Here is a 21,560-nt window from a genome sequence, read left to right as displayed (position 1 = left end):
TCAGAAGGGAATGGCCAGGGAAAAATGCAGGTGAAGTTGGCGTTCACGCTCGCCGTAGGCCAGGTCGGCGCCAATCGGTCCGGCCGGGCTGCGCCAGCGGACGCCTAAGCCGTAGCCGACGGCGAGCCGCGCATCGCGCAGTTCGTCGACGGCATCGCCGGCATCGATGAAGGTGGCGACGCCCCAGGTGTCGTTCAGCCAGTGCGTGTATTCGACGCTGCCGACAGCGAGGTAACGGCCGCCGACGGTGGCTTCGCCCTCCTTGATGCCCAGACTCTGGTAGGCGTAGCCACGGACCGAACCGGTGCCGCCGGTGCGGAACAGGTAATCCTGCGGAATGCGCAGGCGCGAATCGGCAAAAGTGCGGCCGAGTTCGGCGCGCAGCGCCAGCGTGTCGCGCTCGCCGACCGGCAGGTAATGCTGCACGCGACCGTGCAGGCGCAGGAAATTCTGGTCGGACAGGGCGGCCGTTGCACCGCCGCCGACGCTCAACTGGAGGACGGTGCCGGCGCGCGGGTCGAGCAGATTGTCCACCTGACGCCAGGTCCACATCACATTGGGCACCAGGGCCCGGCTGGTCACTATTTCGCTGCCTTCGGGCGTTCGCCGTTCGCGCTGCCAGTTCAGCGACAGCCGCTGCTCGACGCTGCCGCGCTGCTGCACGCTCTGGATGCCGAGAGCGTGGCGCTCGGTCTTCAGCTTTTCGATATCGCTGGTTTCCGAAACGACGCCGATGCTGTGCCGACGTTGTCCGCCATCCGGTGGCAGCAGGATGTCGGCGTAAAGGGTCTGGCGTTTCTGCTCGAGGCGCAGACCGGTGTCGAATTCCCAGGCCTGACCGAAAAAATCCGGCGTGTTGTAGTTGGCCTCGACCCGGGCGCCGGTGTTGGAACTGAAACCGGCACCGAAGCCGGCACGGTGTCCCGGGCGTTCGCGCACGCGCAGGCGGACCGGCGCAACGGCGCTGCCGTCATCGGCCATTTCTGCGGCCGCCGTATCGAGTTCGGCGCGAACGTTGGCGAAATAAGGCGTCGCCTGCAGGTTGCTGATCAAAGTTTGCAGGCTTTCTGAGCGGTAAGGGTCACCGGGGCGGACGCTGCGGTTGTAGCGCGCGATCAGCGCCGGCGTGTAGCGATGCAGACCGTCGACCTGCAGCGCCCCGAAACGGTAGCGCGGCCCGCCGTCGTAACGGGCGTGCAGGGCCGCCCGGCTGGTTTCGGTGTCGATCTCGGCCTGGCTGTCGACCAGCCGGGCCGCTGCATGCTCGACCGCCAGCAGTTCGGCCAGCACCTGTTGCTTGGCGGCGTTCCAGTCGTCCTGGCGGAACGGCTGGCCGACCGGCAGTCGCCAGCCGGCGATCAGGTCAGCGCGGGTTTTTTCGTTTACCGGGCCGTCGACCGCAACATCGACGTTGCCGATCAAGGTGCGCGGGCCGCTGTCGATTTTCAGTTGCAGCCCGGCTTCATCCTCGGCAAAAGCGAAGGCGGGCGAGAAATAGCCCTCGGTCGCCAGGATCTGCCCGGCCAGCGCTTCAACGCGCTGCTGGCTGGCGTTGGCGGGCAAGTGCGGGGCGATCCGGGCGACGATTGCCGCTGGCGCATCGATGCGCAACTGCGCCGTCGCCGGCATGGCCATGCCGGCAGACAGCAGCGCGACCAGGCAGGCGCTCGGGCGCATCAGGCGCTTCCGTTCTCCGCGGATGGGCGGGGGGGAAGCAGGAAACTGCGCGGGTGCTGACGGAAGCGTCGCCACAGTGCGGCCAGCAAGGGCCCCCAGTGAGCGAACTCGATGCGTCGGGCGCCCATGGCCGTGCGCAGGGCGAGGGCGAAACTGACGCCGAGATTGGTCAGGCCGATCAGGGCGACGCCGAGCGCGCCCCACAGCATGGCCTGCCAGGCGATGGCGAACTCGAAGCCGGTCAGCGCGTAGCCGAGATTGGCCGAGGAGAAGGCGATGTGCCGGATATCCAGCGGCAGGCCGAGCAGTGTGCCGATCATGCCGGTCGAGCCGAGCATGCAGCCGAACAGGAAATTCCCCATGATGCCGCCCAGCCGGTCTTCGATATGGCTGCCGATGCGCTTCGCGCGATTTTTGCCGGCCAGGCGCTGCAGCCAGCGCAGGCGGGCGATGCGCGGGCCGATGCTGGCGTAGGCGGCACGGTTGTCGAAATAGCCGCTGATCAGGCCGGAGATGAACAGGTAGAAGCCGGCGATGGCGGCATGAGGGATTGCCCAGGACAGCGGATCGAGGTCGGCCATCAGGTGTACGGCTTTTTCCATGCCGATCAGTGGCTGGCCGAACAGCAGCGAGAGCACGAAGCCGACGAGGATGGCGACCGGCAGTGCGACCATGACATTGCCACCGATGGCCGCCAGTTGGCTGCGGCTGACCGCCGCGGCGACATCGGCGATGCGGTCGAGGTCGGCGCTGCGCGTCGGCTTCAGGTCGCCGAGCAGGCCGGCCAGCGTCTGTGCAGTCATCGCAGGCTGTTTGGTGGCGACGGTGAAACCGAGCAGGAAAATGGCGACGAAGCCGAGGCCGTAGATCATGCTGAACATGAAGGCTTCGACAAACAGCGGCGCCTGCAGTGCCGCGGCCTTGATCTTGAGCAGCGCCATGAGGCCGATCAGCACGCCGGCGCCGGCGGCCGAACGCCACATCCGGCCATAGTCGGCGCGCGTTTCACAAATGTAGTGTTCGCCGGAGCGTGCGGCGTTTTCGGTGACCCGGACGGCGAGCACGCCCGACAGTTGCTGCAGGTAATGCGACAGGCTGTGGCGGCGGTTTTCAGCGAGGAATACTGCGCGCGAGAAGGTCGACCAGTCGCGAATCGCCACGTCGTGCGGGGTCGACCGCAAGCCGGCGGTGAGGATGGAGACCAACTCGGTGATGCGTCTCAGGCTCTGTTCGCTGCGCGTCAGAAGGTAGGAAAGATGAAGGCTGGTGCCGATGGTGAGTGCTCGCTTGCGGATCCGGTTCAGCGTGTCCTGGCACTGGGCGACGATGACCAGCAACTGGTCGCCCTTGTCGAAGCGCGTCTCGTCGCCGTCAAGACCGGCGCGAAAGCTGCCGACGAACTCAAGTGCTTCGGCCGACAGGGCGATGAAGCGTGGCGAATCGTCGTCGAGATTGGGCGAGGCGCGCATCAGCTCACCTTCGACACCGAGGCCGCTGACCCGGTGGGCCAGCAATAGCACGGCGTCGAGCATCTGCTCCTGAACGCCGCGGCGATCCATTTCGCGGAAGGTTTCGGGCGGCGCCAGAATTTCCCAGAAGCGATGCGACAGTTCGGCGGGAACGGCTTCCAGCCAGCGCCAGTCGTCGCGCTGGTCGAAAATCAGGTGCAGGCAATCCTTCATCCGCCGCTCGTCAGGGACTTCGGGCAGGATGCGGTTGCCGAGGATGCGCCACCATTCGGAAAAAAAACCGGTGCCGGGCAAGATGCCGCTGTCGGTGAAGAAGGTGAGCAGGCGACGACTGCCGATGAAGTGGATGACGTGATGGCGGAAGCCGGCGCGCAGTTCGGCATCCTGTTCCAGGCGTTCGAGCATCAGCGCATAACGCTGGTTGCAGGCTTCGTCGCCGGCATCGGCCGGACGCAACGCGGCGATCAGGCGGCGCAGCAGTTCCAGTTCGCAGGAATCGGGGTTGAGAAAACCGTCAAGCGCCTGATGCAGGCGCTGCTCGCTGCTGGCCTGTTGTCTGCCGAAGCGGCGGATCAATCGAACGAGTGCTGTTTTCAATGGGGGTCACGCGGCAGTCGTGGCAGCCGTCTAGTTGCAGTAATGCCATGATATCCCGTTAAAACGAAATATCCGGTGGTGTCGCTTGCTGGCTCTGTGACGATTCGTAATAGAATGTGCAACACACCAATAACAACCCTTTTTCATCAGGAATCGAAAAAACCATGAACCTCGTCAAGAAATCTGTTGCTATCGCCCTGCTCGCAGGTATCGGCTTCGCTGCCGTTGCCCAGGAACGTGTTTATGTCATCGACCAGCGCGACGTCGTTGCCAAGAGCGGCTTCGGCCTGTGCTGGCGCACCGGTTACTGGACCCCGGCCGGCGCTGCCGCCGACAAGGCCGGTTGCGAGTGCGACAAGGACCTGCTGCCGAAGGCTGCTTGCGAAGGCAAGGCTGCACCGGCATCGGCTGCTGCCGTAGGCGGCCCGAAGCCGACCGGTGAGAAGATCACCGTCGCTGCCGACGCCCTGTTCGACTTCAACAAGGCTGTCCTGCGTCCGGAAGGCAAGGCCAAGCTCGACGAACTGGTCTCCAAGGCTGCCGCGATCAAGCTCGAAGTGATCCTGGCCGTTGGCCACACCGACCGTATCGGTGGCAACGCCTACAACCAGAAGCTGTCCGAGAAGCGCGCTGCCGCGGTCAAGGAATACCTGGTTGCCAAGGGCATCGAAGCCAACCGCGTCTACACCGAAGGCAAGGGCGAAACCCAGCCGGTCACCGGCGACACCTGCAAGGGCAACGCCAAGACCAAGGCCCTGATCGACTGCCTGCAGCCGGATCGTCGCGTTGACATCGAAGTCATCGGCACCAAGTAAGCTGCTGTCGTGTTAATGAAAAGCCCTGCCCCGGCAGGGCTTTTTCACGTTTGGAACCTGAGATGACATGCCGTTTTCGTCCATTGCTGGCTGCTGCACTGTTGCTGCTTGGTACGGCGCAGGCAGTCGCCCAGCCCCAGCCCAGGATCGGCCTGGTACTGGGCGGTGGCGGTGCACGCGGGGCGGCACATATCGGGGTGCTGGAAGTCCTGCAGCAAAGCAATGTACGGGTCGATTGCATCGCCGGCACGAGCATGGGGGCCCTGGTCGCCGGTGCCTGGGCGGCCGGCCTGTCGCCGGCGGTGATGCGCGAGCGTCTGGCGGCGGTCGACTGGAGCGACATGTTCATCGACAACCCCGAGTATGCGGAGATGAGTCATCGCAACCGGGTGATATCGCAGCGCTATCTGCCCGGTTCGGAAAGTGGTGTCGGTGAGGATGGCGTGCGCTATCAGGGCGGTGTCGTCTCCGGACAGAAGATCAAGCTGTTCCTCAATCAGCTGGTTGCCGCAAACCAGATCGAGCGGCCCATCGAGACCTTGCCGTTGCCGCTGTCCATCGTTGCCACCGATATCGGTAGTGGCGAACGCGTGGTTTTTCGCGAGGGAATACTGAGTACGGCGATGCGTGCCAGCATGTCGGTGCCGGGCTTGCTGGCACCGGTCGAGCACGCTGGGCGCAAGCTGGTTGATGGCGGGTTGGTCGATAACCTGCCGGTGGCCGAGGTGCGTGAACGTTGCCAGGCCGATGTGGTGATCGCGGTGAATGTCGGTTCGCCGCTGCTCAAGGCGGAAGAGGTCGGCTCGCTGCTGTCGGTCTCGGCCCAGATGATCGGCATCCTGACCGAGCAGAACGTGGTGCGTTCGCGCGCCACGCTGGGGCCGCGAGACATTTATATCCAGCCGGATCTTGGCGATATCCGTGCCGGCGATTTCCAGCGTCACGCCGAGGCTGCCGAAAGCGGGCGCCGGGCGGCCATGGCGGTGGCCGGGCAACTGGCGGCCCTGGGCGTCACGCCAGCCGAACATGCGGCCTGGTGGCAGGCCATCGAGTCGCAAAGCCCGCCTTCCTCGCTGCGGATCGACGAGGTGCGGATTGCCGGCCTGAAGCGGGTCAATCCGCGAGCGCTGGAGCGTTTCATCGATATCGAGCCGGGTCAGACGATACGGCCGGGCAGGATCAATCGCGACCTGCTGCGCATCTATGGCGACGGCCATTACGAAAGCGTCGATTATTCCCTGCTCAGCAATGAAGGGCGCAACATCCTGCGCATCATGCCGGTGGAGAAGCCCTGGGGTCCCGATTACCTGCGTTTCGGCATCAGCCTGCAGGCTGATGACAGCGACGGCTCTTCCTTCGGGCTGCGTGCCGCCTACCACAAGACCTGGCTCAACGCGCTCGGCGGCGAGTTGCTGTACCACGCCGAACTCGGCACGCACAACCGGCTTGGCGTGAACTACTACCAGCCGCTCGACGAGCGCCAGCGTTATTTTGTCGAGGGGCTGCTGGGCGTCGAGCAGGAACGCATCAACATTTTCCAGAACGATCGCCGGGTGGCTCAGTACAAGGCCTCCGAGGGGCGGGCCGGTGTCTGGCTGGGGCAGAACACGCACGTCTTTGGCGCCCTGCGCCTGGGCTGGCTGCAGCGCAAGCGACACTATCGTCTGGATATCGGTGCGCCGTCGTTGCCGGGCGCCGACACGAGTTTCGGTGGCTGGCAGGCGCTGCTCGATTTCGACCGCTTTGACCGGATGTATTTCCCGACGCGTGGCTGGGCGGCGAAGGTCGCCTATTTCAATTCGCCCAAGCTCGACTACGCACGTCTCGACGTCGATCTGCGCGGCGCCTTCTCGGTCGCCGATACCGTATTCAATGCCCGCTTCGGCTATACCGGCTCGCCGCGCGGCGAGTTGCCAGCGTTCGATGCCGGCCGTCTCGGCGGCTTTCTCAACATGACGGCGTTCAGTCCGAATCAATTGCTCGGTGATGACGTCCGCTATGTCGGCCTGCGCACCGAGCAAATCGTCGGTCGTCTGCCGCTGGGGCTGCGCGGCGACATGCGCGTCGGTCTGGCGCTGGAAGCCGCGCGGCTGGGCCGGCGTTTCAGCGAGTCCGGACGCGATGAGTGGATCGACTCGACCGCCATCTACGTTGGCGGCGAGACACCGCTCGGACCGGCCTATCTCGGTATTGGGCGCTCCCGCAGCGGCGTCTCGAATATCTTCCTGTTCATCGGCACGCCGTGATGTCCGAGACGCTTTTCCTGTGTGCCACCAGCCGTCTGGCGCAAACCCTGCGGGCCGAGGTGCCGGCCGGACAGACGGTCTGGCAGACCTGTCGGGCGTTGACCATGGGCCAGTGGTTGGGCGGGCTGGCCGATGAGGCCTTGCTGTCCGGCATCGAGGATCTGCCGCTGGCGCTCGACAGCGATGCCGAACGCCTGCTCTGGGAGCAGGTGATTGCCGATTCGCTGGCCAGCGGCGCGGCCGAAGCGGCACCACTGTTCGATCTGCCCGGACTGGCGGCGTCGGCGATGGAAGCGCAGGCGCTGTGCCGCAGCTTCGGCATGGCGGCAGGTGGCACGGCCGACGAGGCGCAATTGTTTGCCGGCTGGCAGGAAAGCTTCCTGAAACGCTGCCGGGCGGCTGGCTGGATTGACGCTGCCGGCTTGCAGCGTCAATTGGTCAGGCTGATCGGCGAGGGCCATTTCGCCTTGCCGGAACGCGTTGTCATCGCCGGCTTCGATCGCCTGACACCATTGGAACGCGATCTGCTTGAAGTGCTGACCGGGCGCGGTGTCATCGTCGAAAAATCAACTTTTTTTGCGGTCGACCGCAGTAATGCGCAGGTTTTCGCCTGTGCCGACGTCAACGCCGAATGCCACGCCGTGGTCGCCTGGGCGGCCCGGCAGCTGGCGGCCAATCCGGCGGCCAGACTCGGTATCGTCGCGCCCGATCTGGCTGCCGTCCGCGACCGGCTGGCCTACCTGCTCGATGATGTCCTGCATCCCGCCGCCTTGCGCCCCGATGCGGCCGAAGCGCCGCGCTGCTTCAACTTTTCGCTCGGCCGACCGCTCGCCGAGCAGCCCCTGGTACGCAGCGCGCTGGCCTTGCTGGCGCTCGGCAACGGCCGCAGCAAGCTCGAACAGGAGCGACTGTCCGTGCTGTTGCTGGGCGGCTTCTGGGGCGCTGCCGACAGCGAGGCCGACGCCCGTGCCCGGCTCGATGCTGCGATGCGCCGCGAGTTGCCGTATTTCACGACGCCGGGGGCGCTGCCACGGCTGGCCGAGCGGGCGCAGATCCCCTGCCCGCAAACCATTGCCGCCCTGACCGGTGGTCTTGAGGTACTCGCCGGCGCCTCGCGCAGCCAGCGTCCCGGTGACTGGGGGCAGCGTTTCAAGGCGGCGCTGGCGGCATTCGGCTGGCCCGGAGAGCGCTCGCTTTCCAGCGATGAATTCCAGGCGCGCCGGGCGTTTGTCGAGGTGCTCGACAGCTTCGGCCGCTTCGATGCCTTGCTCGGCGCGTTGCCTCAGGGGGCCGCGCTGTCGCGCCTGCGCGATCTCTGCCGGCAGCGGGTGTTCCAGCCGGAAACCCGTGGTCTGCCGGCGATCCAGGTGCTCGGTGTGCTCGAAAGTGCCGGTCTGCAGTTCGATGCGCTGTGGGTCATGGGCATGAACGACGACCGCTGGCCACCGCCGCCGCGCCCCAATCCGCTGTTGCCGGCGGAACTTCAGCGCGCCGCCGGCAGCGCCCATGCTTGCGCCGAGGTCGAACTCGACTTCGCCCGCCGGGTGCATGCGCGATTGCTGCGGGCGGCGCCGCAGGTCGAGCTTTCCTGGGCCTGTGCCGAGGGCAACCGGGTATTGCGGCCGAGTCCGCTGCTGGCCGGGCTGCCGGCTGCGGTCGACCCGGCCGGGCGGGTGGAAACGCCGGCCAGCCGGCTGGCCGCCGGCAATGCTTGCGTCCAGATCGACGATGCGCTGGCACCGCCGGTCGGCGACGGCGAAAAGGTTTCCGGGGGGAGCTGGTTGCTGCGCGCGCAGGCGATCTGCCCGGCCTGGGCGTTCTACCGTTTCCGGCTGGGCGCCGAGGCGCTCGATACGCCGGTCGAAGGTCTCGATCCGGCGGCACGCGGCACGCTGGTGCACGGGGCGCTGGAGGCTTTCTGGCGCAGCGTTGGCGATGCCGAACAGCTTGCCGCATTGGCCGGAGCCGGACTGGCGCAGGCCATTGCCGATGCCGTCAGTCAGGCGCTGGCAGTTTTCGAGGAGGAAACCCGGACGCGCCTGCCGGCCCGATTCCGTGCGCTGGAGGGCGCGCGCCTGTGCCGGCTGCTCGAGCGCTGGCTGGCCGTCGAGGCCGACCGGCCGCAGCCGTTTGCCGTCATCGCCTGTGAACAGCCGGCGGAAGTCGAGATCGAGGGAATTCGCGTGAAAATGGTGGTCGACCGCATCGATCGGCTGGCCGACGGCCGGCAGGTCATCATCGATTACAAGACCGGCGCCAGCATCGATATCCGGAACTGGGCCGCCGCCCGCATCACCGAACCGCAGTTGCCGATCTACGCTGCGCTGGTCAATGACGAGGTCGCTGCTGTGGTGTTCGCCAAGGTGCTGATCGACAAGCCGGCTTTCGCCGGGGTTGCCGAATCGCGCGATATTTTGCCCGGCGTTCAGGGCTTGGGCGAGGAGCGGCAGAAAATCTTCCCGCCGGCCGAGTTTCCTGACTGGGTCGCCGTCATCACCCACTGGCGCGAACGCCTGCACGCGGTGGCCCGGGAAGTGAAGGACGGCGTTGCCGCAGTCAGTTTCAGTGATGAAGCCGAGCTGAAATATTGCGATGTGCTGCCGCTGCTGCGCCTGCCGGAACGGCGGCGCCTGCTGCGCGAAGGCCCGGTGCGTCTGGCTGGAACGGGTGACTCGGGATAACATGACTGCATCCTTGTTCTTGCCGCCCATCGCAATGCGCCATCGCATCTTCCGGCTCGTCGGCTTCGCCGCTTTTCTGCTGCTGGCCGGCTGTGATCGCGGGCCAGCCGAGCCCGCAGCCCCGGCGCCGCGAGCGGCAATTTCATTCCTGCATTACTTCAGCGATTCGCTGAGTGGCGGGGTCGGGGAAATGGCCCGGGCGTTCAATGCACAAAACCGGGACTACGAGTTGAAAGCCGTATCGCTCGATCACGAGGCGTTCAAGACCAGCATCCAGGACACCCTGAAGACAGGTAATCCGCCGGATCTCTATTCCTACTGGGCCGGTGCGCGGACAGCGTCGATCATCGAGCAGCTGGAGCCAATCGACGAGATCTGGGCGCGCGGCGGGCTGGATGCCCATTTTTCACCCGCGGTGATCAAGGCTGCCAGCGAATACCAGGGGCGCAAGTACTTCGTGCCGCTGACCCAGCATTTCATCGGCTTTTTCTACAACAAGCGGCTGTTCGAGGTCCACGGCTTGCAGCCGCCGAAGACCTGGGACGAATTCCTTGCCGTTTGCGCCGCGCTGAAGGCCGCCGGAGTGACGCCGATTGCGCTCGGCGCCAGCGACAAGTGGCCGGCCCAGTTCTGGTTCGACTACCTGCTGTTGCGTACGGCCCCCTTCGAATTCCGCGAACGCCTGCTGAGCGGCCAGGCCCGTTTCGACGATCCGCGCGTGACGGCGGTGTTTGCGCGCTGGAAGCAACTGATCGACAAGGGCTATTTCAACAGCCAGCCGCATCCCAACAACCTGGCCTGGGATCTCGGTGCCAATGAAATGCTGTTCCGCGGCGAAGCGGCGATGACACTGATGGGCACCTGGAATATCGGGTATTTCACCAACGATGCGCATCGCTGGGAAGCCGGCAGGGATTTCGACTTCTTTCCCTTCCCGGTCATCGATCCCGCACTGCCGGTCGTGGCCATGGGGCCGATCGACGGCCTGGTCATGCCGCGGCGCGCAGCCAACCATGTTGGCGCAGGGGAAGCGATGATCCATCTGGCAGGTGTCGATGCCCAGGTGGCGCTGGCTCGCGGTTCCGGTGCCCTGGCCCCGAACCGGCAGGTGCCGCTGAGCGCCTACAGCGACATTCAGCGGCGGGTGCGCGAGGAGGTTGAGCGCAGCCCGATCTTCACCTTCGCGCTCGACCTCGCGGTGCCGCCCGCCGTTGCCGAGCTTGGCCTGAATGCCATTGCCGACTTCCTGGCTTTTCCCGGGACTTATCCGCAGATCCTTGGCCAGTTGGCCGATGATGCGGAATCGCGGTTTTCCGCGGCTCGGCGCCCGAACTGAGCGCTCGTGAAGTCACCGGACAAACTCGGCTTTCGCCAGAAGATCCACCTCAGCTTTGCCGGCCTGGTGATCCTGGTCGCCATCAACGCGCTGGTCGGCATCTACACGGCCTATGCGATTGCCGGTCAGATCGGTCTGCAGGAAGGTGTCGCCGGCATTGTCAATGACATCCTGCGACTCAGGGATTCGACCGACCGCTTCGTCAAGGGTCGTTCGCGCCAGGACGAAAACCAGACCTTTACCGATATCGAGCGTATCCGGCATCGCCTCGTGCAATCGCCGGAAAACAGTGAGCGGCTGGCCAGTCTGCTGCCACGGCTTGATGATTACCGCCTGCATTTCCAGAAATACGTGGTTGAAATCGAGCAGCGTTCAGCGCTGGAGAGTCGGGTGCTGCAACAGGGACGCAACATCATGGCGGCGCTGGCGGACGCGCGCATCCAGCGCGTGGCAGCGCATGATCGCGCGCGCTTCGACAGCATGCTCAGCGAGATACTGAGTCTGCAGTGGCGCGGGCAGGAGCTGCGCTTGCGTGGCGATCGTGCCGGATCCGGGCAGCTTGCCGACATCCGCGAGGCGCTGGCCAGAATGCGGACCCCCGCGCCGGACCGGACACTTGATCCCGAGGTGCAGCGGCAGCTCTATCGTCTGCTGCAGGATGCCAGCGATTACATGACCAGTTTCGAGAGCTATCTGCGCTATCAGGCGATGACCGAGCGGAGCGAGCAGCAGTTGTCGGAGATTTCGATGCAACTGCATGCGGCAGCCCTGGCGGTCAGCGAGGAGACGCGACACTCCATTCAGCGGCAGATTCCGCTGTCGATCGGTGCGATGCTCCTGACCTTCGTCATCCTGCTGGTCGTGTCCGGACTCCTCGCCGCCGGCCTCAGCCGGCAGATCCTGAAGCCCATTCTTGGCCTGATCGGCACGACCCGACGCATTGCCGGCGGCCATCTGGACGAGCGCGCCGAGGTCGGTGTCAGGGACGAAATCGGCGAACTGGCGGAGTCCTTCAACCAGATGACCGACAGTCTGCGAGGGTTGCAGGCAACTCTCGAGCAGCGGGTAAGCGAGCGAACGCAGCAACTGGCAGAAGCGAATGCCAGCCTGCAGGACGAAATCGCCATTCGCTCCCAGTCCGAGGCGGCGCTCAGCGAGTATCAGGCGCAGCTTGAACAGAAGGTCGAGGCGCGGACGCGGGAATTGCTCGTCGCCAAGGAGATGGCGGAGGCGGCCAATCGTGCAAAAAGCAGCTTCCTCGCCAACATGAGCCACGAATTGCGTACACCGATGAACGGCATCATGGGCATGATCGCCCTGGCACGGAAGAACACGACTGACGAACGGCCACGCGAATTGCTGGCCAAGGCACAGGGATCCGCCGATCGCTTGCTGGCTGTTCTCAACGACATCCTCGACCTGTCCAAGATCGAAGCCGATCGCCTGTGTCTCGAACATATCCCGTTCCGGATTGACGGGGTGCTGGACAATCTCGAGATCCTGTTCGGTGACAAGGCGCGGGAAAAAGGGTTGCAGCTGCGCTTTGACCTGCCGGCGCATCTTGCCGCAACCAGCTTCGTCGGCGATCCGTTGCGACTGGGACAGATACTGATCAATCTGGTCTCCAATGCAGTCAAGTTCAGCGAAGCCGGCATCATTGAAATCCGGGTCAGTGCGCTGGGCGATTCCGCGGGGGAGGGCGGCCTGCTGGTGCGCTTCGAGGTTGAGGATCAGGGGATTGGCATCGGTGCCGATGATCAACGGCGCATTTTCACGGCGTTTGAGCAGGCCGATGGCTCGATGACCCGCAAGTACGGCGGAACCGGCCTGGGGCTGGCGATCTGCAAGCAACTGGCGACGATGATGGGCGGAAATGTCGGTGTTGCCAGTACGCCAGGTGCCGGCAGCGTTTTCTGGTTTACCGCGCAACTGCGCAAAGCACCGGCGAGCACGGCGTCAATCTTGGCGGCCGTGCCTCTCGAATCGGTCGAGCTCCGGCTGAGTCGGGAATTTGCCGGCAGCGACATCCTGCTGGTCGAGGACGAGCCAATCAGCCGCGAGGTGGCCTGCGCCCTGTTGACCGATGCCGGCTTGATCGTCGACCTGGCAGAGGACGGTGCCCAGGCCGTGACAATGGCCCGGAGCAAGCCCTACGCACTGATCCTGATGGATATGCAGATGCCGAATCTGAACGGTATCGATGCCACCCGAGCCATCCGTGCAGAATCACTGAACCGTGCCACGCCGATTGTGGCGATGACGGCGAATGTTTTCGAGGAAGACCGCAACGCCTGCCTGGCCGCCGGCATGAATGCACACCTGGCCAAGCCGCTGGATCCTGACGGCTTGCTGGAAATGGTGCTCAAATGCCTGAGTGCGGCACCGGCCGCCTGAGCGACGGTTATTGGCCGGGGGGTTGAGCGGACCGACCAGGCGGCAAGCGCAATCCTGCGGTCAACGCCTCGATTGCCTGATTTTTGGCCAGTTCGTCGAGAAACCATTGCAAGGCCTTGCCGATCTGGCGATTGCGCCAGGCGATGTTGGTCTGGATTGGCGGCCGCGGATCGGCGGTCTGCAGCTCGATCAGTCGACCGGCAGCGAGTTCGGGGCCGGCCAGCCAGTCGGGCAGGTGGCCAATACCCAGGCCAGCCAGCTGGGCGGCGGCCTTGGCGCGCATGTCGGGAACACGCAGGGCATCCTGTCCATCGATCAGGCCGATGGTCCTGGCCGCCAGTTCCTGGGAGGTGTCGGCGATGACGATGGCGCGATGCCGCGCCAGCTCGGCGGCGGGCACCGGGCCCGGCCAGCTGGCAAGCGGATGGCCGGCAGCAACGACGAGGCGCATCCCGATCTGGCACAGCGCGCGACTGCCGATGCCGCCGCGCGCTGGCGCATCACCCGGTGCGCCGATGACCAGGTCGGCGCGGTCGGTCGCCAGCGCATCCCAGGTGCCGCCAAGCACTTCGTTGCTCAGGCGGATCTGTGTGTGGTGGCCGGCGTCGTAGAAATTGCGGATCAGCGGGAACAGGCGCTCGGCTGGAATGATGGCGTCCACGCCGATGCGCAATTCCGCTTCCCAGCCGGTGGCAATCCTTTGCACGCGCCGTTCCAGCTCATCGGCGGCGCGCAGCAGGTGGCGGCCGTCCTCGAGCAGCGTGCGACCGGCCTCGTTGAGGAACGCTCGTCGGCCTTCACGGATGAACAGCGGAATGTCGAGATCGCTCTCCAGCTTGGCCACCGCATGCGACAGCGCCGACGGCACCCGGTGCAGTGCGGCAGCGGCAGCGGTGAAGCTGCCGTGGCGATCGATGGCGTCTAGGACCAGCAGAAGTTCAAGCGATATTTTCATGGGTGTTTGATTGGCTGAGTTCATCCAGATAACGAAAGCTGACGTCGCTGACATTTCAGGCGGCTGCAGTGACTGCATGCATTGCCTGGCTCAGCTGCCAACTTCAAGTCAGCGTCCGGCTGCTATAGTAAGGTCATTCCCGGTACCCGGAGTGACCTCGCATGGCCCTGACCACCTCGCTGACTGACCTCGGCATCCTGCTCGTTGAACCTTCCCAGATGCAGGCGCATGTTGTTACGCGCATGCTCGAGAATCAAGGCGTTCGCCGTATCGCGGTGGTCACTGCCGGGGCGGCTGCGCTCGACTCGCTGCGGGGCGGAGGCGGTGAGGGGCTGGTCGTGATCAGCAGCATGTATCTGCCGGACATGGCAGGAACCGATCTGGTCACCGCCATGCGTGCCGACCCCGACCTGGAAAGCATTCCCTTCATTCTCGTCTCCAGCGAAACGCGGCCGCAGGTGCTGGAACCGGTGCGCCAGTCGGGCGCCTGTTCCATCGTTGCCAAGCCTTTTACCGAGCAGCAATTGTCGCGAGCCTTGTACGCGGCGGCCGATTACCTGAACCCGCCGGAGGATATCGACGTCGCCGATATCGAGGGCCTGCGCGTGCTGGTGGTCGATGACAGCATCGCTTCCCGGCACCATTTGCGGCGCTTGCTCGAGGAGCTGGGGATCGAGCGCATTACCGAGTGTGTCGATGGCAAGCAGGCGGTTGGCGTGCTGCAGGAAAGCATGTTCGACCTGGTGATCACCGACTACAACATGCCGGAAATGGATGGCCGCGAATTGACCGAGTACATTCGCACGCAAAGCTGGCAGGCCGAAGTGCCGGTGCTGATGGTGACCAGCGAGCAGAACATGGGGCGCCTCGCTGCCGTCGAGCGTGCTGGTGTTTCGGCCATCTGCGACAAGCCCTTCGAGGCTTCGAGCATCCGCCGTCTGATCAGCGACGCCTTGCGGCGATGAAGCGCACCACGTGGTGTTGCAGCACGATGCAGAACGCCACGAAAACCAGCAGCGGGTCGAACAGCACATCCCAGAGGTTGGCGAAAATGCCGCTGGCGTAGGCTGCGAGATCGACTGCCAGGATAAGCAACCAGGTATTCATCCGGCGTAGCCAGAGCGCGAATCCGACCGGGATCAATGCGGCCAGCAGCGCCCAGGGTTGGTAGCCGAGGGCGTAGGGGTCGAAGGAGCCCCAGCCCAGCGCTGCCGGGTAGAACAGTCCAGCAAAGGCCAGCAGGCCGAGGGCGCCCGGGTAGGTGAGTGGGGCCATCGGTTTGGCCGGCAGGTGCAGGATGGCCAGCATCAGCAAGGTCACCGATGGCGTGCCGAAGGTCGCATGCATCACCGGTGCGATGCCGGCGAGCAGGGCGACGGTCGTTGCCGCCAGTGCGGCATGCGGGCGCAGGATGCCCAATGGCAGCAGGCTGGCCAGGGCGCCAAAAATCAGGCCGTGGGCGAGTAGACCGTAAGCAGCCAGCGGACTCATCGCATTTCTCCATCCAGCCAGGCTTCGCTGAAACTCAGGTGACGGATGCCTTGCCGCCGCCAGGCGTAGGCCAGATGGATGCGGCCGTCCCGGGCGAGCAATAGCGACGGCTCGGAAAAGTCGGCAGCGGCATCGCCGGCAGATTCGACGAGGTGAGCCTGGCGCCATTGCGTCGCACTGGCATCGCCAAGCCACAAAGCCAGGGTGCCTCGGCCTTCGCCGGTGTTGCCGGCCAGCAGCAGGCGGCCGCTGGGCAGGCGCTGCAAGGCAATGGGGGTGTCGGGGTTGGGCATTTCGGGAAAGTCGACGGCGTGCCAGGCCTGGCCGCCGTTGTCGGTGGCGGCCGCGCGCAATTGCCGGCCGTCGCGCAGGATGGCCAGTGCCCGGTTGGCATCGAGGGCGAAAACGGCCGGTTGCAGGGCTGCCGACGCCAGAGGCAGGCGTGCCTTGTCGAGCACCCGGCCCTGTGCATCGAGGCGTAGCCATTCTCCATGGTGCGAGAACAGGCGCTGGCTGGCAGGCAGGCCGATACCGCCGTCGGCGAGCGGCAGCGGCGGGGTGCCCAGCAGCATGCCGTTGTTGCCGAACGGCGTGGTCTGGAGGCGCACCGGTTTTTGCCAGCGCTGGCCGCCATCGGTGGAATGCGTGTGAATGATCGTCTGGCCGGCGTGGCCCCCGATGCTGGTCGCGGTGTACCAGAGGTGGAGCAAATCGCCATGCTGGAACAGCACCGGCGTATCGATCTGCCGGATGTGCGCAAAGATGCTGCCGGCCGTCTCCTCGCGCGTGCTGACCGGATAGGGTTCGCTCCAGCCGTGATCGTCACGGGTGCTGAACCAGATGACTTCCTGTTCACGCACGTTTTCGGCGCCGGATACCCAACTGGCAGCAATGCGGCCATCGGCGAGCTGGGCCAGGCTGGGGGCGGCGGCCATGCGGGCGACGCCGGGCAGCATTTCGCTCTGCTGCAGGGGCGGTAACTGGCTGTCGATGGGGGGCGGTGGCGCAATGAAGGCGGCAGCTGGTGACTGCGGTGCCTGCCAGAAGGCGGCGCCCAGCGCCACGGAAAAGGCGGCAGTGGCCAGCCAGCGACGACTGGCTGGCGACAGGGTGCGAATGATTGCGAGAGATTCTTGCATGGCGGAATTGTAACCGTCTGCCGGCTTTGAATAGGCTTGCCAGGTATGTGGTTTTTGGCAGTGGCCGGGCCGTTTTTTGCAGGTTTGGTGATAATCTCTCCCCCCGGGAGAGTGCTATGCGCATAAACAGTTTCATTCTGGCAACCTCGGCCGTTGTTGCCGCCTTGTTCTTTGGCGGCGCTTACTGGTCGCTGGATAGGGTTTTCGACAACATCGTGCGGACCAACGCGGCGCGCGCATCGGATGCCGCGACCCGGATCACCTTTGCCGCGATGTACCAGTTGATGAGCCAGGGCTGGAGCCGCAGCCAGGCAGACGATTTCCTCCGCAGCATGGCTAGCTCGGGCACTGGCAGCAGCATGCAGGTGCAGATCTATCGCGGTCCGCTGGTGGTCGATGTCTATGGCGTCATCGCCCAGCCGGAGCTTGACGATGTCCTGCGCCAGTCGCTGGCCACTGGTGAGTCTGTACGTATCGATACCAGCGAGGAGTCTCGCCATGTTTATCCCTTGCTGGCCGATGAACGTTGCCTGAAATGTCATGTCAACGCCACGCCCGGGGTGGCCCTGGGGGCCATTGAGGTACGGCAGGAATACGCCGGCCTGCTGGCCGATGCGCGGCGCGAATTGTTGCTGGCCTTCGCCCTGCTGCTACCGCTTGCCGGTATCCTGGCCGGCGCCGCAGTATGGTGGGTCGGTCGCCGGATCGAAAACGCGGTGGCCAGCTTGCAGGAGGAGTTCGAGCAGGTTGGCGCGGTGTCCGATCTGAAGGCTCTGGTGGTGGCCGAACGCGATTTCGGTTTTGTCGAACTGAACCGCATCGATGATGCCCTGCGTGCCTTGCTGGACAAGGTTCGAGGCATCGCCGTCGACAAGGAAATCCTGACTTTCGAAATCGGGTTGCTGGAAAAATTCGTCATCACGGCCGATGTCGTACGAGACTGGCGTGAGTACGTCTGCCGCCTGCTGATTGACATCAATGGCATCCTGCCGGCGCACATGCTGTTCTCCATCTTCAAGATCGATGACGAGATGTTCGATCTGGAAGTCTTCTGGTTCGGCCCGGTAACGGGGGAAACCAAGAAACGGATGGAATTCCATATCCGGGAGGAATTGCTGCGCACAGCGAATTTCTCCGATACCGGGGCTTTCGCCATTCACCACCACATTGCCAATACCGATGGCCTGCTGATTGAACTGAGCGACGACGAGGTGGCGGTACGGGTCAAGTCCTTCTTCGTGGACAAGCCGAAGATCGGCGGTATTGTGGGCATCGGCGTGCATGCCGGTGTGCTCGAGGATGAAACCCGCTATCTGGTGGTTGAAAGCGTGTTGTCCACGCTGCTCAATGTCGTCGGTTCGGTGAAGGCGATCTACAAGTACACGCGTGACCTGGAATACTATGCCACCCGCGATCCGCTGACCGACCTGTTCAACCAGCGGGTGTTCTGGGAGCTGTCGTCGTACGAGGTGGGTCGGGCGCAGCGCCACGGCTATAGTTTCGGCCTGCTGCTGATCGACCTGGACAACTTCAAGCTGGTCAACGACAACCACGGCCACGCCGTGGGCGATACCTATCTGCAGCGCTTTGCCCGGCAGGTGCAGGGTGCCCTGCGCGATGGCGACATCCTGGCCCGTTACGGCGGTGACGAGTTTGTCGCGCTGCTGCCCGAGGCCACGCAGGAAACGGTGGTCGTGGTCGCCCAGCGCATTCGCGCTGCCATCGAGCAACTGGAAATCGTCACCCCGGAAGGCGTGCGCCTGCACGGCACGGCGTCGATCGGCCTGGCCGTCTATCCGGATCATGCGGACAGCACCAAGGACCTGCTGATGTTCGCCGACAACATGATGTACCGGGCCAAGGTGGCGGGCAAGGACCAGGTGGCGGTGCCGTCGCAGGATGACGTCGTCGAGATTTTCCGGGATATTTCCCAGAAGAGCCTGATGGTCATCGAGGCCATCGAAAACCAGCGCGTGATTCCCTACTTCCAGCCGGTGCTGGATGTGGCGACGCGCCAGATCGTGGCCTATGAAGTCCTGTCGCGTATCGACCTGGAAGGGCAGATGATCCGCGCCGACGAGTTTGTCGAGATTGCCGAGAAGATCGGTGTCATCCATCGTCTCGACATGCTGGTGCTGGAACGGGCGCTCAAGGCCTTGTCGGCACAGGGGCACGATGGCGAGATATTCGTCAACCTGTCGCCGCGGGCACTGGTCTTCAGCGAATTTGCCCGCGATCTGCGGCGCATCATTGCCGCCAGCGATGTGCCGCCTGATCGTATCGTTTTCGAGATCACCGAGCGCGATACGGTGAAGAATCTGGCGCTGCTCGAACGTTTCCTGATCGACCTCAAGGCCGACGGCTTCAAGCTGGCGATCGACGACTTCGGTTCGGGCTTCTCGTCGTTCCACTATCTGCGCCGCTTCCCGATCGATTATCTGAAGATCGAGGGCGATTTCATCGCCAACATGCTGAACAGCGACAAGGACCGGACTTTCGTCACCAGCATCCGCTCGCTGGCCCGCGAGATGGGCATTGCCGTGGTCGCCGAATACGTGGAATCGCCGGAGGTCCTGCGCGAACTCGAGCGGATGGAAATCCACCGGGCGCAGGGCTATTACATCGGCCGCCCAGCCCCGCAGATCATCCCGCGGGACTGGCAGCCGCCGGCCTGATCAGCAGCCCTTGTAGTCCGGTTTGCGTTTCTGCATGAAAGCGTCGATGCCTTCGCCGGCATCCTCGCTCATCATGTTGCAGGCCATGACTTCGCCGGCATAGTCGTAGGCTTCGGCCAGCCCCATTTCCAGCTGCTTGTAGAACATGCCCTTGCCGATACGCACGGCAACGGCGCTCTTGGCCAGGATGGACTGTGCCAGGCGTTCAATCTCGGCATCCAGAGCATCGGCGGGGACGACGCGATTGACCAGGCCTTTGGCGCGGGCCTCCATGGCGTCGATGAATTCTCCGGTCAACAGCATTTCCAGGGCATTTTTGCGGCCGAGATTGCGTGCCAGGCCGACAGCTGGCGTCGAGCAGAAGAGGCCGACGTTGATGCCGGAAACGGCGAATTTGGCGACGTCGGCGGCGACCGCCAGATCGCACATCGACACCAGCTGGCAGCCGGCGGCAGTGGCGATGCCGTGGACGCGGGCGATCACCGGTTGCGGCATGCGGGTGATCGTCAGCATCAGCTCGCCGCACTGCTTGAACAGTGCCTGCATGAAGGCCTTGTCGTGATTGGCGCGCATTTCCTTGAGGTCATGGCCGGCGCAGAAGGCCTTGCCGGCGCCGCCGATGACGACCACGCGTACCGCCGGATCGGCGGCGATGGCATCGAGTTCCTGCTGTATTGCGGTCAACATCTCGCGCGACAGGGAATTGAACTGTCCCGGGCGGTTCAGGGTCAGCGTGGTCAGGCCGTCAGCGCGGTCGGCGCGCAGCAGGCAGGGTTCGTTCGGGCTGTTCATCGTGGTCTCCTTTTGGTTTTACTGATTGATCCGCGAATGTACCTGAGAAGCCGGGACGGCTCCAGTCAGCAGCCAAGCTGATATGATTTGCGACTAATTTTTCGAAGCCACCGTCATGCGTCGCCTGTTTTCCCTGTCCCATCTGACCGCCGGTTTCATTGCCGTCCTCGTTGGTTACACCAGTTCGGCCGCCATCGTTTTTCAGGCGGCCAGTGCCGCCGGTGGTTCGGCGGAGCACATCAGTTCCTGGTTGTGGGCGCTGGGCATCGGCATGTTCGCGACATCGGTCGGGCTGTCGCTGCGCTTTCGCGCGCCGGTGCTGACGGCCTGGTCCACGCCGGGGGCGGCGTTGCTGGCGGTCGGTCTGGCCGGGGTGCCGATGGCCGAGGCGATCGGTGCCTTTCTGTTCGCTTCGGCGCTGATTGTCGTCTGCGGTGTCTTCGGCCTGTTCGAAGCGATCATGCGTCATGTCCCGAAAGCGCTGGCCGGCGCCCTGCTGGCCGGCGTGCTGGCCCGTTTCGGGCTGGCCCTGTTCACCTCCCTGACTACGCAACTGTTGCTGGTCGGCCTGATGTTTGCCGTCTATCTTGCCGGCCGGCGCTGGGCGCCGCGCTATGCCGTGCCGCTGGCTTTCCTGGTCGGCCTGATCGTTGCCGCCAGCAGCGGCCTGATTCGCAGCGACGCGGTGAGCCTGAGTTTTGCCGTTCCGCTGTGGACGAGCCCGGTGTTTTCGCCGACCGTGCTGATCGGTATCGGTCTGCCACTGTTCATCGTCACCATGGCCAGCCAGAACGTGCCGGGCCTCGCCGTGCTGCGCGCCAATGGCTACCAGACGCCGGCGTCGCCGCTGATCACCTGGACTGGTGTGACCGGACTGGTGCTGGCACCATTCGGTGGTTTCGCCTTCAACCTGGCAGCGATCACTGCCGCCATCTGCATGAGCCCGGCAGCCGATCCGGACCCGGCGCAACGCTACCGGGCGGCCGTGTGGGCCGGTTGTTTCTACTTGCTGACCGGCCTCTTCGGGGCGACGGTTGCCGGACTTTTTGCCGCCCTGCCGGCCGAACTGGTCGCCGCCATCGCCGGCCTAGCGCTACTCGGCACCATCGGCAACAGCCTCGCCGCGGCGCTGGCCGAGGAGCGTGAGCGGGAAGCGGCACTGGTGACCTTCCTGGGCACGGCTTCCGGCATGTCGCTGTTCGGGATCGGCAGCGCCTTCTGGGGATTGCTCCTCGGCCTGCTCGTTCTCAAGCTCCGGCCGCCGCGATGAGCGCTGGCGGGTTAAAATCCCGG

14 protein-coding genes are annotated in these 21,560 nt (G+C 64.6%); 8 read left to right on the top strand and 6 right to left on the bottom strand.

From position 1 onward, the window contains the following. Both BJN45_RS11775 and BJN45_RS11770 read right to left on the bottom strand, forming a co-directional pair. The gene (locus BJN45_RS11775) at positions 1-1,677 is read right to left on the bottom strand and encodes an autotransporter assembly complex protein TamA (protein WP_076095469.1); all 1,677 of its coding nucleotides are present in this window, start codon (positions 1,675-1,677) and stop codon (positions 1-3) included. Beyond that, a complete protein-coding gene (locus BJN45_RS11770) occupies positions 1,677-3,743 on the bottom strand; it encodes a site-specific recombinase (protein WP_083651254.1) in 2,067 nt (688 codons plus the stop codon). The genes BJN45_RS11775 and BJN45_RS11770 overlap by 1 nt, the downstream gene beginning before the upstream one ends. 164 nt (positions 3,744-3,907) lie before the next feature. On the opposite strand from BJN45_RS11770, the gene BJN45_RS11765 reads away from it, so the two are divergent. The 5 genes from BJN45_RS11765 to BJN45_RS11745 all read left to right on the top strand — a co-directional run bounded on the left by BJN45_RS11765 (position 3,908) and on the right by BJN45_RS11745 (position 13,215). Continuing rightward, on the top strand, positions 3,908-4,558 hold the full coding sequence (locus tag BJN45_RS11765; RefSeq protein WP_076095467.1) for an OmpA family protein: 651 nt from the start codon (positions 3,908-3,910) through the stop codon (positions 4,556-4,558). Between the two features lie 62 nt (positions 4,559-4,620). After that, positions 4,621-6,804 carry a patatin-like phospholipase family protein gene (locus BJN45_RS11760; protein WP_076095465.1) on the top strand — a complete coding sequence of 728 codons (2,184 nt, stop codon included), beginning with the start codon at positions 4,621-4,623 and terminating at the stop codon, positions 6,802-6,804. Then, on the top strand, positions 6,804-9,485 hold the full coding sequence (locus BJN45_RS11755; protein ID WP_076095463.1) for a PD-(D/E)XK nuclease family protein: 2,682 nt from the start codon (positions 6,804-6,806) through the stop codon (positions 9,483-9,485). The genes BJN45_RS11760 and BJN45_RS11755 overlap by 1 nt, the downstream gene beginning before the upstream one ends. A gap of 1 nt (position 9,486) precedes the next feature. Beyond that, positions 9,487-10,821 (top strand): ABC transporter substrate-binding protein, encoded by a 1,335-nt coding sequence (locus BJN45_RS11750; protein WP_170873085.1) that lies wholly within the window; start codon positions 9,487-9,489, stop codon positions 10,819-10,821. A 6-nt stretch (positions 10,822-10,827) separates the two neighbouring features. Continuing rightward, positions 10,828-13,215, top strand: a complete 2,388-nt coding sequence (locus tag BJN45_RS11745) for an ATP-binding protein (protein ID WP_076095459.1) — start codon at positions 10,828-10,830, stop codon at positions 13,213-13,215. A 7-nt stretch (positions 13,216-13,222) separates the two neighbouring features. Here BJN45_RS11745 and BJN45_RS11740 read toward each other — a convergent pair whose 3' ends face one another. Next, positions 13,223-14,170, bottom strand: a complete 948-nt coding sequence (locus tag BJN45_RS11740) for a LysR family transcriptional regulator (protein ID WP_076095458.1) — start codon at positions 14,168-14,170, stop codon at positions 13,223-13,225. A 161-nt stretch (positions 14,171-14,331) separates the two neighbouring features. On the opposite strand from BJN45_RS11740, the gene BJN45_RS11735 reads away from it, so the two are divergent. After that, positions 14,332-15,135, top strand: coding sequence for a response regulator (locus BJN45_RS11735; RefSeq protein WP_170873084.1), 804 nt, complete (start codon positions 14,332-14,334; stop codon positions 15,133-15,135). On the opposite strand, the gene BJN45_RS11730 is transcribed toward BJN45_RS11735, so the two are convergent. After that, positions 15,113-15,661, bottom strand: coding sequence for a hypothetical protein (locus BJN45_RS11730; RefSeq protein ID WP_076095456.1), 549 nt, complete (start codon positions 15,659-15,661; stop codon positions 15,113-15,115). The two genes, BJN45_RS11735 and BJN45_RS11730, sit on opposite strands and share 23 nt — an antisense overlap. Beyond that, positions 15,658-16,800 (bottom strand): exo-alpha-sialidase, encoded by a 1,143-nt coding sequence (locus BJN45_RS11725; RefSeq protein ID WP_076095454.1) that lies wholly within the window; start codon positions 16,798-16,800, stop codon positions 15,658-15,660. Before BJN45_RS11725 ends, BJN45_RS11730 begins: the two co-directional genes overlap by 4 nt. A gap of 116 nt (positions 16,801-16,916) precedes the next feature. Between BJN45_RS11725 and BJN45_RS11720 the strand changes: the two genes are divergently transcribed. Continuing rightward, positions 16,917-19,475 (top strand): putative bifunctional diguanylate cyclase/phosphodiesterase, encoded by a 2,559-nt coding sequence (locus tag BJN45_RS11720; RefSeq protein WP_076095452.1) that lies wholly within the window; start codon positions 16,917-16,919, stop codon positions 19,473-19,475. On the opposite strand, the gene BJN45_RS11715 is transcribed toward BJN45_RS11720, so the two are convergent. Beyond that, positions 19,476-20,267 carry an enoyl-CoA hydratase gene (locus tag BJN45_RS11715; RefSeq protein WP_076095450.1) on the bottom strand — a complete coding sequence of 264 codons (792 nt, stop codon included), beginning with the start codon at positions 20,265-20,267 and terminating at the stop codon, positions 19,476-19,478. It abuts the gene before it with no gap. A gap of 115 nt (positions 20,268-20,382) precedes the next feature. Here BJN45_RS11715 and BJN45_RS11710 point away from each other — a divergent pair, with 115 nt between their 5' ends. Beyond that, complete coding sequence (locus tag BJN45_RS11710) at positions 20,383-21,537, top strand: benzoate/H(+) symporter BenE family transporter (protein ID WP_076095448.1); 1,155 nt, start codon at positions 20,383-20,385, stop codon at positions 21,535-21,537. The last annotated feature ends 23 nt before the right edge of the window (positions 21,538-21,560 follow it).

The organism is Azonexus hydrophilus (assembly GCF_001956855.1).
Classification (GTDB): Bacteria; Pseudomonadota; Gammaproteobacteria; order Burkholderiales; family Rhodocyclaceae; genus Azonexus; species Azonexus hydrophilus_A.
Note: the sequence above shows the minus strand (reverse complement) of the source record. Positions and strands in the feature narration are given on the sequence as shown.

Excerpts from the sequence above, each read along its gene's own strand:
- BJN45_RS11735 (WP_170873084.1), top strand. The coding sequence starts at position 14,332 with ATGGCCCTGACCACCTCGCTGACTGACCTCGGCATCCTGCTCGTTGAA.
- BJN45_RS11755 (WP_076095463.1), top strand. The coding sequence starts at position 6,804 with ATGTCCGAGACGCTTTTCCTGTGTGCCACCAGCCGTCTGGCGCAAACC.
- BJN45_RS11710 (WP_076095448.1), top strand. The coding sequence starts at position 20,383 with ATGCGTCGCCTGTTTTCCCTGTCCCATCTGACCGCCGGTTTCATTGCC.
- BJN45_RS11775 (WP_076095469.1), bottom strand. The coding sequence starts at position 1,677 with ATGCGCCCGAGCGCCTGCCTGGTCGCGCTGCTGTCTGCCGGCATGGCC.
- BJN45_RS11760 (WP_076095465.1), top strand. The coding sequence starts at position 4,621 with ATGACATGCCGTTTTCGTCCATTGCTGGCTGCTGCACTGTTGCTGCTT.
- BJN45_RS11720 (WP_076095452.1), top strand. The coding sequence starts at position 16,917 with ATGCGCATAAACAGTTTCATTCTGGCAACCTCGGCCGTTGTTGCCGCC.
- BJN45_RS11740 (WP_076095458.1), bottom strand. The coding sequence starts at position 14,170 with ATGAAAATATCGCTTGAACTTCTGCTGGTCCTAGACGCCATCGATCGC.
- BJN45_RS11765 (WP_076095467.1), top strand. The coding sequence starts at position 3,908 with ATGAACCTCGTCAAGAAATCTGTTGCTATCGCCCTGCTCGCAGGTATC.
- BJN45_RS11730 (WP_076095456.1), bottom strand. The coding sequence starts at position 15,661 with ATGAGTCCGCTGGCTGCTTACGGTCTACTCGCCCACGGCCTGATTTTT.
- BJN45_RS11725 (WP_076095454.1), bottom strand. The coding sequence starts at position 16,800 with ATGCAAGAATCTCTCGCAATCATTCGCACCCTGTCGCCAGCCAGTCGT.
- BJN45_RS11750 (WP_170873085.1), top strand. The coding sequence starts at position 9,487 with ATGACTGCATCCTTGTTCTTGCCGCCCATCGCAATGCGCCATCGCATC.
- BJN45_RS11715 (WP_076095450.1), bottom strand. The coding sequence starts at position 20,267 with ATGAACAGCCCGAACGAACCCTGCCTGCTGCGCGCCGACCGCGCTGAC.